This is a genomic window from Planomicrobium sp. CPCC 101079, assembly GCF_007859275.1.
Taxonomy (GTDB): domain Bacteria; phylum Bacillota; class Bacilli; order Bacillales_A; family Planococcaceae; genus Planococcus.
Genome location: NZ_VOHC01000028.1, coordinates 214937 through 226952, shown reverse-complemented (window position 1 = coordinate 226952; position 12016 = coordinate 214937). Strand labels below are relative to the sequence as shown.

Genomic DNA, 12016 nt, shown 5'->3' with positions numbered 1-12016 from the left:
GCCTCCTACTTGGAGGCTCTTTTTTTATGCTAATTGCTTTTCGCAGCCAGGAAATTGAATGTTTTTTCCAATGTTTTCTGTGCATCGATGGTATCGAGCGCGTATTGGAATTCATGTTTGAGCTCTTTGCCGCTGTCTTCAAAAAACACACTGTCTACTAAAACATTTTGCGAGTCCAGCGCTTGAACCAGTTCCGCTGCTTGGGAAGCAAATGGGTCTCCGTCTCCGACCGTTATGAATACCGGAGGGTAATCCGGTGTGATTTGATTGACAGTCGACAATTCGTCGATACGGGAAAACGATTCAAATTGATCCGATCCAGTATATGTATTCAGGAACAAGTCGATATTCGGAAAGCCGGTTGCCCGGACTGTTTCCATATTATATAAACCGCACATCAACAAAGCGCCTCTCAGATGCTCCAATTGGACAGCTGGCCGAATGTCCATGGCGCCGGCCAATTTTTTGTTGGAAATTACTGCAGCAAGCTGGCTCGCTATTTGCGCGCCAGCTGAATCGCCTCCTATGAACAAACGGCTCATGTCTCCACCGAATTCGCTGGCATGAAGCTTCATGTATTCAAGTGCGGCATTTGCCTGCAGAACCGGCCCTGGGTACACTTGGCCGGGGGCTAAGGCATAATCGATGTTGGCCACAATGTAACCGGCATTTGCAAGTGCCATGCCGTAATCCTGCCGGCTGTCTTTTGAACCGCCGACGTAGCCGCCGCCGTGGATCCATAAAATAACAGGAAGAGGATCGGCTGCATATGCAGGACGGTAAATATCCATAAAACTATTTTTAGTTTCATCGTATATCAGGTCTTTCAAGACGTGCACTTCTTTTTTAATGGCCTCTATATTGGGCGGGGCACTGAAAATTGCAGAGCCGGTAACTTGATCGGAGGCTGAAACGTTTACGGAAGTTGCGATTTGTTCGGCAGGAACAATTGTAAACATGACAAACAATATACAGAGGAGAACGCTCAGTTTTTTTCGTTTATAGGGAATTGGATAAGTGTTTCTCATGCGACACTTCCTTTGGCAGATAAAGTTTCTTTGAAGAATAGTAATATCATCTTATCTGGGACTTATGGCAAAAAGATAGGGACTTTTAACTTATTAATTGTTTTACAAAATCAAATTTTGTGATAATACGAGTCTTTGCGTGGAAAAACGGGTATAAAAATGATTCATGCGTTTAATGGACAAACGAAAAAAGAGGGGATTTAATGTTTGGTCTTTCAGATCTACTGTCACTAATTATTTCCGCTTTTCTCATTTTGCCTACAGTTGTGTTTATAAGAGAAATGGGTTATTTAATTGTCAGTGAAGTCTTCGGAGTGGAAAATGCCAGACTAACGATCGGTACTGGTCCAAGGATTTTTAAACTTGGAATATTCGATGTGCGTAAATACTATCATCTCTACAGCTGGTTTTCCTACGACTCCCTCAAAAGAAAAAGCAATTTCGCTTATGTATGCATTTACGCGGGTCCGATATTAACGAATCTAGTGCTGGCTTTAACATTGAATGCTCTTCTGGCTAATGGCGTAATTCAGGAATATGTGAAGTTTTGGGACCGCTTTGTTTTTTATGCGTTTTACTATGTATTGTTTGATGTTGTCCCGATGAAGACATTTAATGGCAGACCGAATAATGGTTTAATCATTTATGAGATGCTGCGCTACGGAAGACGTACAGACTATAACCAAGAGCCGTTCATCCCATCAACGACTGAAGTGGAAAAGCAATACGAAGAAGAAATGGAAAGAATAGAAGAAATCAGTGAGCAAGAGAAGGAAAATGAAAAGGATCCGCAAGAAAGAGCGGAAATCGAACAAGAAAAAAAGCAAGAACAAGACGAGCTGAAAGAACAAGAAGAAGAGGAGAAAAAAGAAGTAATCGAACAGCGGCAGAAAGGAGACTGACCATGCAATTAGATCAGCAGATTTTACGGATTCCGGGTCCGACCCCTCTTCCGCCCAGTGTGGTGCGGGCGATGAACCACCCAATGCACAGCCACTCGGGTGAAGAAACGGCGGCTTTGATGAAAAAACTTGAAGAAAAAATCAAACCTGTTTTCGGTACCTCCCAGGAAGTGGCGATTATCGGAGGAAGCGGCACAGCCGGACTGGAAACGGCTGTGGCGAATGCTGTAAAACCTGGGGACGAAGTGGCAGTGATTGTCACCGGTGCCTTCGGGGAGCGATTTATGGATATCTGCGGCTCTTATGGCATTAAGGCCCATCGTTTTGATGTGGAGTGGGGCCGGGCTGCCAATCCTTCAGACGTTAAAGAATTTTTGCAACAACATAAAAACGCCAAGGCCGTCTTTATAACCCATAGCGAAACGTCGACGGGTGTATTAAATCCAGTGGCTGAATTAGCAGAAGCGATTCGAGAAGCAAATGATGCGCTGGTTATTGTAGACGGCGTTTCAAGCACAGGCGGAACCGAAACCGAAATGGATGAATGGGGCGTCGACTTTTTTATCACTAGCTCGCAAAAGTCCATGATGCTCGCTCCTGGTCTGGCTTTTGTAGCAATCAGCAAACGGGCTTGGAAAACGATTGAAGCGAACGGCCAACCCAGATTTTACTTTGACTTGTTGAAATACCGTGAAAGCATGGCGAAAAACACCACTCCATTTACGCCTTCTTTGTCATTGATGTACGGATTGGATCGTGTTTTAGACCTAATGCATGCAGAAGGGCTGAAAAATGTCTATAAAAGGCACGAACTGATGAAAAATATGACTCGTACTGCGTTTAAAGCGTTGGATATTCCATTGCTTGCTGACGATGCAGCAGCATCGCCGACTGTTACAGCGGTAAAACCAAAAGACTTTAAAGCGGAGGACCTCAAAAAAATTCTTAAAGAAGAATTTAATTTGGAAGTGGCGAGCGGTTTGCAAAAACTTGAAGGCGAAATTTTCCGGATTGGGCATATGGGTTATTGCACGCCCGCCGATATGCTCCAAGCCATCAGCGCTATAGAAATCGGTTTGCACAAGCTTGGAAAACACATTCCGTATGGTGCTGGAACTATTGCCGCTCAACAAGTGTATATAAGCCAAAAAAATAGTTAACCTTCTTGAATGTATTTATCTTTAATTCGAGATATATAATGCTATAATAACTCTTGGGTAAGGAAAGAAACGGAAGTTAAGGAGAGGTTATAGATGGCAAAAAATTCAATGGGGATCCATCATATCACTGCAGTAGTCGGCAATCCACAGGAAAACGTGGATTTTTACGCAGGCGTGCTGGGCCTGCGTCTTATTAAACAAACAGTCAACTTTGACGATCCAGGAACTTATCATCTCTACTTTGGCAACGAAGGGGCAGACCCTGGCACAATCATCACCTTCTTTCCATGGGGAGACGCTTACAAAGGCCGGATTGGCGATGGCCAAGTAGGTGTGACAACTTATGTGGTTCCGGCCGGCGCTTTAGAATTTTGGGAAAAGCGTTTAATGGACTTCAATGTCGGCGTGATAAAGAGCGAGCGTTTTGGCGAGCAGTATTTAGGGTTTGACGATCCCCATGGCTTGCACTTGGAAATTGTGGCGCGACAAGCAGGCAAAAACAGCAAATGGAGTTTTGGCGAAATTGGACCAGACAAAGCGATTAAAGGTTTTGGCGGCGCAACGCTGTATTCGTCCAATGCTGAGAAAACAGCCGAGTTATTGGAAACGGCAATGGGGTTGGAACGGATTGGAGACGAAGGCGACTTGCTGCGGTTTCGATCAACAAGCGACATCGGCAATATTGTTGATTTAAAAATGACGCGCCAAGGCGCCGGCCAGTTGGGAGTCGGTACGGTCCACCATATCGCATGGCGGGCAAAAGACAACGAAGACCAATTGGACTGGAAGCGGCATATTGAAACCTATGGCCTTGGCGTCACGCCTGTCCAAGACCGCAATTACTTTAATGCCATTTACTTTAGGGAGTATGGGGATATTTTGTTTGAAATTGCAACGGATCCTCCAGGATTTGCGATTGACGAGCCGCTGGAAGCGCTAGGGGAAAAACTGATGCTTCCGCAGCAATATGAACAGTACCGGGCAAGGCTGCAGCAAGATTTGGAGCCGATCCAGGTCCGGGTGCTGGATAAATGATAAAAAAGCTGTTTCTCCTGCTCGAAACGAGCGGGAGAAACAGCTTTTATTTTGATACCATGCTTTTCAGCACTAAGTTGATATTTTGCGGGCGCTCAGCTAAGCGTCTCATGTAGTAACCATACCAGTCTTGGCCGAATGGAACATACGTAGTGAAATTATAGCCTTCCTTCGCCAGTTCTTTTTGCATTTCTGAACGGAATCCGTAGAGCATTTGAAATTCAAAGCGGCTAAATGGAATGTTATTTTGTTGGACGAATTTTTTCACTTCATTGATGATGTTATGGTCATGCGTGGCGATGGAAGTGAAAGCTTTGCCAAGCAGGCGGTTCTTGATCAGGTTCATATAATTTTCGTCGATTTCCTGTTTGCCTTGCAAGGAAACCTCTTCGTTTTCTTTGTAAGCGCCTTTGACGAGCCGCAGCCGGACATCTTGCAAGTTTTCAAGATCTTTTTCCGAGCGGTACAGGTACGATTGAATAACCGTTCCGACATTATCATATTCCTTCAGTAATTCGGCAAGCAGATCCAGCGTCTGTTGCAAATGTCCGTAATCTTCCATGTCAATGTTGATGAAAATATCGTAGTGGGCAGCGAGATCCGCAATTTCCCGCATATTATCGAGACAGAATTTATAATCCACGTCCAACCCCACTTGGGTCAACTTGATCGACATATGCGCGTTTACCGCATGCAGTTGAATCGCTTCTAGCGTCTCTAAAATATTTTTTTTCGCAAGGAGGGCTTCTTCTTTGCTGTAAACAAATTCGCCGAGGTTATCGATGGTTGCGCTGATGCCGTTGCTGTTTAGTTCTTTAACCGATTTCATCATGCTGTCAATATCCGTACCGGCGACAACTTTGCTGGCTCCGAGCTTCAATCCCCATTTTTTTGCGCCATTATTCAATAACTGATTTTTAGATAATGAAATAAAAAAATCTCTAGTCAACCCCACTTTGTATCCTCCTATACCTTCATAAGCGCCTGTTTTATATGCATCGCTCTTTAGCATTCATATCATGCTAAAGAGCGATAAAATGAAACTCTAATCAGCGGAGTCATCCTCGTCCCCGCAATCTGTTAAAGCAAGACTTCTATTCCTCGAAAGCAGCAGAAGCTGAATTCTAACTTTTATTATAATCGATTGTGCCCATTCAGCCTAACTTTACTTCGAAAGAAAGATTTTAAAAAGTTCTTAAACAAAAAGCAGCCAGAGGCCGAACCTCTGTCTGCTTTTAGCTATCACCAATCTTCTGTCTCTTTTTCCATGATGCCCAGCTCTTTCATCAAGCTGACAAAAAAACTGTCGCGATTGCCTTGAAACGCTTTTTCTGTGCAAGCGGACTCTGCGGGGTAGTTCAAATCGCGAGCTTCTTGCAGCGTGGATTCCTCGAGGAAATTCGTCGCATTCGAACCTTCAAAGCAAGAATAGGCAATATACGTCCGGTGCGAATGTTCCAAAATGACCCGTGTTTTTGGTGGCGGCTGGTTATCGCGCGGCATAAGGAAGAGCACAAGAAGAACAGCCGCAACCACAGCGCATAACCATAGCCATTTCTTGTTTTTGCCCATGCTTATTCCTCCGCAGCCAAAATCTTAATATCTGAAATGATATCATCCACTGGCGGCTTAAGGCCATTGTAGTCTTTCATCACGACCCCGTTTTGGTCTACAAGAAAAAACGAAGTGCCGTGCATGGCCTGGTCCTGATCCTCAGGCTTTCGCGCAATTGTCTTGAAGTTTTCTATGGCGAATTTATCGATAGTTTCTGAAGAGTACCCAGTAAGCAAATGCCAGCTTGTTAAATCAGCGCCGTAGTTTTGTGCATAGGATTTTAAAACTTCAGGTGTATCAAAAGCAGGGTCAGCTGTAAACGAAACGATTTTGACATCAAGCCCTTCTTGTTTTAACTGCTCCTGAAGGTCGGTCATGTTTGCCATCATCGGCAAGCAAACCGTAGTACAATTTGTAAAAACAAAATCAGCCAGCCATACTTCCCCTTTTAAATCAGCCAAGCCTATTTGTTCGTTTTCTTGGTTCGTGAACGTGAACTCTTCCAGTTCCCAGTTCAACGGATCTTGTATCGATTGTCCGCATCCTGAGAGGATGAGGGTAAAAAGCAACAGTGAAAAAAGCCAGACGTTTTTTTTCAAGGTTCCTCGTCCTCGCTTTCTTAGCTAGTTTGTTCTTCATAAGCGTATTAGAAATGCTGCCGGCAAACAAGTGCTTTGCAAGGGGAATATGTGTAAACATTTCGAACGGCAAGTAAATTTTATCCTTAAAGTGTTAAGTTTAAGTAATATTTTCTGACTATTTTGTAATTTTACAAGGGATTCTTAAGCTGTTTGTAGAATAACTAGTAAGAAAAGACGGGGAGCGGCAGTCCTTTTGGAGGTGTTAAATTGATCAGCCAAGCAAATTCTTTAACACACGAAAAATTAGTGGAATTCCATAAAGGGCGAATGATTGATGCCTACCGCTATTTTGGCTCGCATGTGCGAGGCGGCGAGACAACTTTTACAGTTTGGGTGCCAGAGGTGGAACAGGTCACGGTAGTTTGCACAGATGCCAAAAATAACATAGAAGAAAGATTTCCCATGGCTTCCCATCCGCTCGATTCAACTGTGTGGCAATTATCAGTGCCCAGGATGATGATGGGCTATCGGTATGAATACGAAATAGAAACAACGCAAAAGGAAAGGCTCCGCAAAGTGGACCCTTTTGCCCGCTCGAGTGAAAAGAGGCCGCAAAACCGTTCAATTGTGCAAGCGGACTCCCAATATGTATGGCCAGAGGCGGTGCTTACCCAGAAAAAAGCGCCAAACCGCCAGCTTTTTGAAGAACCCATGGCAATTTATGAATTGCATATCGGCACATGGAAACGCACAAAAGATGGCCGGTTTTTAACGTACCGGGAATTAGCTGAAGAAGTAATTCCGTATGTGAAAAAGCAAGGATTTACCCATATTGAAGTGATGCCTATTACGGAACATCCGCTTGACGAATCATGGGGATATCAAACCACCGGCTATTTTTCTCCGACCAGCAGGTATGGATCAGGGGATGATTTGAAGTATTTCATCCAAAGATGTGCAGAAAGCGGAATTGGTTTGTTTCTTGATTGGGTGCCTGGCCACTTTTGCGTCGACCTGCATGCTTTAGCTTTATTCAATGGTACGCCTCTTTACGAAGAAGCGAGAGCGGAACGCCGGATGAACCCGGATTGGGGAACGTTGAATTTCGACGTGCGCAAAGGGGAGGTCGTCAGTTTTCTCTTGTCGAGCGGCCATTACTGGTTGGATGAATTTAAATTCGATGGCTTCCGGATGGACGCATTGGTCAACTTGCTGTTTGTTCCAAATGATCCGGAACGAAGCCCTAATGAAGACGGAGTGGCGTTTCTGCGCACGCTGACAGCTTCTTTAAGGCATCATTATCCGGAAGCCGTGCTAATTGCAGAAGACGCTTGGCATTATCCGAAAGTGACGGGCGAAATTGAAGAAGGAGGAGTTGGATTCCATTATAAATGGAATTTCGGTTGGATGAACGATGTCCAAGAATATATGAAACAGCCGCCCGCAGAACGCTCTAGCGTACATGGCAATATCAACTTCTCGATTTTTTACCATTACGAAGAACGATTCATTTCCACTTTTTCTCACGATGAATTTGTTCATGGCCAGGGGTCCTTGCTCAACAAGCTTCCGGGAACTTACGAAGATAAATTTCATCAATTGCGTCTGCTTCTCGGATTTTGGATAGCCCATCCAGGAAAGAAACTATTGTTTATGGGCCAGGAATTTGGCCATTTTGACGAATGGAAATTCCAGCCCCAATTGGACTGGCATTTATATGACTTTAGAGCCCATCGGCAAATGGCCTTATTTACAAAAGAATTGTTGATGTTCTACAGGAATGAACCAGCCTTATTCGAACTGGACGATAAACAGGAAGGATTTCAGTGGCTTGATGCCGACAACAGCAAGCAAAGTGTCGCTTCGTTTATTCGCAGAGGCCGTTTGCCGGAAAACGAATGCATCATCGTCTGCAATTTTTCAGACCGCCATTATCCGAATTTCCAAGTTGGGACACCATCAAATGGCATTTACTTACAGGTATTTTCCACAGACTATACTCTTTACGGAGGAGGTGGTGGACAGCAAAATGTGCTGGCCGTTTCCAAGGAGACTCCACTCAACAATCAAAGCCAATCAATAGAAATTGATTTGCCTGCCTTCACCATGAGTATTTGGAAGAAAAAAAGGGATAGGAGTGAAGTTGAATGAAAACTGAAATCGTTGCCATGCTTTTAGCAGGAGGACAAGGAAGCCGGCTAAAATCGCTGACCTACAATATTGCCAAGCCCGCCATTCCCTTTGGCGGTAAATACCGGATCATCGATTTCCCTTTATCGAATTGCATGCATTCAGAAATTCATACGGTCGGTGTGTTGACGCAATACCAGCCGCATGTCCTGCATAATTACATCGGCCTGGGAACCCCATGGGACCTCGACCGGCGCAATGGGGGAGTTACGATGCTGACGCCTTACGCAGCTATGAGTGGCATTCGTTGGTACGACGGGACCGCTAATGCAATCTACCAAAACATCAAATTTTTAATGGGACACGACCCCGAATATGTCATCATCTTATCAGGCGATCATATTTACAAGATGGATTATGGCATGATGCTGGATTTCCACAAAGAACAGCAAGCGGATGCCACCATCTCGGTCATCGAAGTGCCGTGGGAAGAGACCAATCGATTTGGCATTATGAATACAGACGAAAACATGAACATAACCGAATTTGTTGAAAAGCCGAAAGATGCGAAAAGCAATTTGGCTTCGATGGGTGTCTATATATTCAATTGGCAGAAACTGAAAGATTACTTGATCATGGACAATGAAAATGAAGACTCTTCTCATGACTTTGGGCATGATATCATCCCCCTCATGCTCGGCAAAGGGGAAAAGCTGGTTGCCTACCCTTACAAAGGATATTGGAAAGACGTGGGAACTGTAGAAAGCCTATGGGAAGCGAACATGGACTTGTTGAACCCGGATTCAGGATTGAACTTGCACGATTCTGCATGGCGTATTTTTTCTTCCAATCCTCAGCTGCCGCCGCAAGTTATCACAGAAACGGGCTATGTCCAGGAATCTTTTATCAATGAAGGCTGCGTTATTGAAGGGCGAATAACCAAATCAGTGGTTTTTCAGGATGTTTACGTAAAAGAAGGGGCAATCATTGAGGATTGCGTCATCATGAGCGGAGTGGTTGTTGGCAATGGCGCAAAATTGTCGAGAGCCATCGTGCCTCCTTCCTTTAACGTTCCCGATAATTTCGAAATAGACAATCCAGAAGGCGGAATCATTTTATTGACAGACGAAATCGTCGAAAAATGGAAAGGAAGTGGTGAACATGCGTTTGATGGCAATCGTTGATGCGGCAGTGAGAATGCCTGGGTTGGAAGATTTGACGATGTACCGTTCGACAGCCTCTGTCCCTTTTGCGGGGCGGTATCGGTTGATTGACTTCACATTGTCCAATGTTGTCAATTCCGGCATAAGCTCAGTAGGCATTTTCCCTACCAATCCATTTGTGTCGCTTTTAGACCATGTGGGCATGGGGAAAAGCTGGGATTTGGACCGCAGAAAAGACGGTTTGTTTCTCTTGCCGCCTTCACAACTGACTGGCGGACATATGAGTGTTGGAGCTTTTGCGGTGATGGAAGAACATAGAGCGTTTATAACAAAAAGCAGACGCCAATATGTCGTGATTACAAATTGCTACACCGTTTCCCAAATCAAATACCATAAAATGCTGCAGGCCCATATTGAATCAGGTGTAGATATTACGGAAGCGGTCAGTGGGGATATCTCGTTAAAAAGCTATATCATGTCCAGAGAGCTGCTGATGGAGCTGGTGGATGTCTATAAAGAAAAACGAATTATCAGTGTGGAAGACCTTGTCAATTTGAAGAAGAAGCCTTACACATACGGCCGCTATGAATATGAGGGTTATTTGGCTGTCATTGACTCAGTCCAAAGTTATTTCCATGAATCAATGGCTTTGTTAGACGTTGAGCGATGGGGAGAGCTGTTTCTTCATGAATGCCCGATTTTTACAAAAGTAAAAGACGAACCTCCAACCCGTTACCTGAAGGGCTCGTTAGTGAAGCGGGCATTGCTCGCTAATGGCGGCACCATTGAAGGTTCGGTAACAGAAAGCATTCTCGGACGCGCGGTTATGGTCAGGAAGAATGCAAAAGTCGATCACTGCATCATTATGCAGAAATGTGTGATTGGTGAAGGCTGTGATTTGTCTTATGTGATCGCCGATAAAGATGTCCATATTGAATCGGGAGTAGTTTTGCACGGGACTAAAGAAAATCCGGTTGTCTTACGAAAAGGGGAGCGAGTATTGAAGGAGGAAGTTGGATGAAAATTGTCATGGTGGCAGCAGAGTGTGCTCCTTTTATAAAAGTAGGAGGACTGGCTGATGTGATGGGGGCATTGCCTAAAGAATTGGTGGAGCTCGGCCATGAAGTAATGGTTATACTCCCGAAATACAATTTGTTTCCAGAAAAATACGAGGAGGAATTCACATTCAATAGAGAAATCGAGATTTCCTTCAAGCACGATCAAAAAAAGTGTGGAATTTTTGAATATATGCTTGATGGGGTGCGATTCATTTTTTTAGAACATGATCATTATTTTAAGCGGGATCGGGTTTATGGGCATACCGATGATGCCGAACGTTATGCTTTTTTCAATCGTGCCGCTTTAGCAGTTATGCGAACCTTGAATTTTAAAGCAGATATATTACACGTACATGACTGGCATACAGCGATGCTGCCGTTTTTGGTGCGGGAGGACAAACAGTACCGGGATTTCAATGAAGGAGTCAAAACGGTATTGACTATCCATAATCTGTTCTATCAAGGACCTTATTCAAAAGAAGTCTTCCTCTCCAATTACGAGATGGATGAACGCTATTTTGACGAGGGCACAGTTGAATGGAACGGCAAGTTTAATATGATGAAGACCGGCCTGTTATACGCTGACCGGATCACCACTGTCAGCCCTACATATCGGGATGAAGTTTTGACAGAGAAGTTCGGAGAAAAATTAGACCCTTTGCTTCAAGAGCGGGAAGCAGATTTTGTCGGCATATTAAACGGCATCGATACAGTTGCTTATAATCCCGCGGCTGATTTGATGATTGAAAAGGAATACGACCAAACAAGCATGGAAGAAAAAGCGGTCAATAAACGGGCAGTACAAGCAAAATTCAAATTGCCGGAACGCGGAGATGCTCCTTTATTTACAATGGTTTCCAGATTATCCAAACAAAAAGGCGTGGATGTGTTGATGGAGACATTGCCGGATTTCCTTGAAAAAACGGATTTGCAGTTTGTGTTGCTTGGAACTGGCGAAGAAAAAAATGAACAGTTTTTTCGTCAGCTAGCCGAAGACTATCCACAAAAAGTAGGGGTTTATATTGGTTTCGACGAAGCGCTTGCGCATTTATTGTACGCTGGAGCTGACATCTTTCTAATGCCTTCTCATTTTGAGCCTTGTGGATTGAGCCAACTGATATCAATGCGTTATGGAACCGTTCCAGTTGCCAACAAAACCGGCGGCTTGAAGGATACTATTGAAGAGTATGATGAAAACAGCCACAGCGGAACAGGTTTCCTTAGCGATTTCATACAAGGAAAACCGTTTTCTGCCGCGGTAGAACGGGCTTTGTCACTGTATTCCAAGCCGGAACATTGGGAGACAATCAAACGTAATGGAATGGTCGGCGATTATTCTTGGGCTCATTCAGCGAAAGAATATGCAAAGGAATACGAGAGGTTAGCCAGAGGGTGAGGAAGAATT

The 12016-nt window shown here is 44.3% G+C and carries 11 protein-coding genes; 7 read left to right on the top strand and 4 right to left on the bottom strand.

The genetic code is table 11. The features are described from left to right. Positions 1-29: 29 nt before the first annotated feature. A complete protein-coding gene (locus FQV28_RS13240) occupies positions 30-1028 on the bottom strand; it encodes an alpha/beta hydrolase (RefSeq protein WP_255472944.1) in 999 nt (332 codons plus the stop codon). A 203-nt stretch (positions 1029-1231) separates the two neighbouring features. Between FQV28_RS13240 and FQV28_RS13235 the strand changes: the two genes are divergently transcribed. From FQV28_RS13235 to FQV28_RS13225, 3 genes are all read left to right on the top strand, one after another. Continuing rightward, the gene (locus FQV28_RS13235; protein WP_146496969.1) at positions 1232-1930 is read left to right on the top strand and encodes a hypothetical protein; all 699 of its coding nucleotides are present in this window, start codon (positions 1232-1234) and stop codon (positions 1928-1930) included. Between the two features lie 2 nt (positions 1931-1932). Further along, a complete protein-coding gene (locus FQV28_RS13230) occupies positions 1933-3090 on the top strand; it encodes a pyridoxal-phosphate-dependent aminotransferase family protein (protein WP_146496968.1) in 1158 nt (385 codons plus the stop codon). Between the two features lie 93 nt (positions 3091-3183). Next, a complete protein-coding gene (locus FQV28_RS13225; protein ID WP_146496967.1) occupies positions 3184-4125 on the top strand; it encodes a ring-cleaving dioxygenase in 942 nt (313 codons plus the stop codon). A 46-nt stretch (positions 4126-4171) separates the two neighbouring features. On the opposite strand, the gene FQV28_RS13220 is transcribed toward FQV28_RS13225, so the two are convergent. From FQV28_RS13220 to FQV28_RS13210, 3 genes are all read right to left on the bottom strand, one after another. Continuing rightward, positions 4172-5080 (bottom strand): proline dehydrogenase family protein, encoded by a 909-nt coding sequence (locus tag FQV28_RS13220; protein ID WP_146496966.1) that lies wholly within the window; start codon positions 5078-5080, stop codon positions 4172-4174. 287 nt (positions 5081-5367) lie between these two features. Further along, positions 5368-5697 (bottom strand): hypothetical protein, encoded by a 330-nt coding sequence (locus FQV28_RS13215; protein WP_146496965.1) that lies wholly within the window; start codon positions 5695-5697, stop codon positions 5368-5370. A gap of 2 nt (positions 5698-5699) precedes the next feature. Then, positions 5700-6278 carry an SCO family protein gene (locus tag FQV28_RS13210; RefSeq protein ID WP_146496964.1) on the bottom strand — a complete coding sequence of 193 codons (579 nt, stop codon included), beginning with the start codon at positions 6276-6278 and terminating at the stop codon, positions 5700-5702. Positions 6279-6527: 249 nt separating this feature from the next. On the opposite strand from FQV28_RS13210, the gene glgB reads away from it, so the two are divergent. From glgB to glgA, 4 genes are read left to right on the top strand one after another with little or no spacing between them, the layout of a single operon-like run. After that, a complete protein-coding gene (gene glgB, locus FQV28_RS13205) occupies positions 6528-8411 on the top strand; it encodes a 1,4-alpha-glucan branching protein GlgB (protein ID WP_255472943.1) in 1884 nt (627 codons plus the stop codon). Continuing rightward, the gene (locus FQV28_RS13200) at positions 8408-9574 is read left to right on the top strand and encodes a glucose-1-phosphate adenylyltransferase (RefSeq protein WP_146496963.1); all 1167 of its coding nucleotides are present in this window, start codon (positions 8408-8410) and stop codon (positions 9572-9574) included. The genes glgB and FQV28_RS13200 overlap by 4 nt, the downstream gene beginning before the upstream one ends. Next, complete coding sequence (locus FQV28_RS13195) at positions 9552-10574, top strand: GlgC family sugar phosphate nucleotidyltransferase (protein WP_186763875.1); 1023 nt, start codon at positions 9552-9554, stop codon at positions 10572-10574. The genes FQV28_RS13200 and FQV28_RS13195 overlap by 23 nt, the downstream gene beginning before the upstream one ends. Next, positions 10571-12007 (top strand): glycogen synthase GlgA, encoded by a 1437-nt coding sequence (gene glgA / locus FQV28_RS13190; RefSeq protein WP_146496961.1) that lies wholly within the window; start codon positions 10571-10573, stop codon positions 12005-12007. Before FQV28_RS13195 ends, glgA begins: the two co-directional genes overlap by 4 nt. The last annotated feature ends 9 nt before the right edge of the window (positions 12008-12016 follow it).

Excerpts from the sequence above, each read along its gene's own strand:
- FQV28_RS13235 (WP_146496969.1), top strand. The coding sequence starts at position 1,232 with ATGTTTGGTCTTTCAGATCTACTGTCACTAATTATTTCCGCTTTTCTC.
- FQV28_RS13195 (WP_186763875.1), top strand. The coding sequence starts at position 9,552 with ATGCGTTTGATGGCAATCGTTGATGCGGCAGTGAGAATGCCTGGGTTG.
- FQV28_RS13200 (WP_146496963.1), top strand. The coding sequence starts at position 8,408 with ATGAAAACTGAAATCGTTGCCATGCTTTTAGCAGGAGGACAAGGAAGC.
- FQV28_RS13240 (WP_255472944.1), bottom strand. The coding sequence starts at position 1,028 with ATGAGAAACACTTATCCAATTCCCTATAAACGAAAAAAACTGAGCGTT.
- FQV28_RS13230 (WP_146496968.1), top strand. The coding sequence starts at position 1,933 with ATGCAATTAGATCAGCAGATTTTACGGATTCCGGGTCCGACCCCTCTT.
- FQV28_RS13215 (WP_146496965.1), bottom strand. The coding sequence starts at position 5,697 with ATGGGCAAAAACAAGAAATGGCTATGGTTATGCGCTGTGGTTGCGGCT.
- glgA (WP_146496961.1), top strand. The coding sequence starts at position 10,571 with ATGAAAATTGTCATGGTGGCAGCAGAGTGTGCTCCTTTTATAAAAGTA.
- FQV28_RS13225 (WP_146496967.1), top strand. The coding sequence starts at position 3,184 with ATGGCAAAAAATTCAATGGGGATCCATCATATCACTGCAGTAGTCGGC.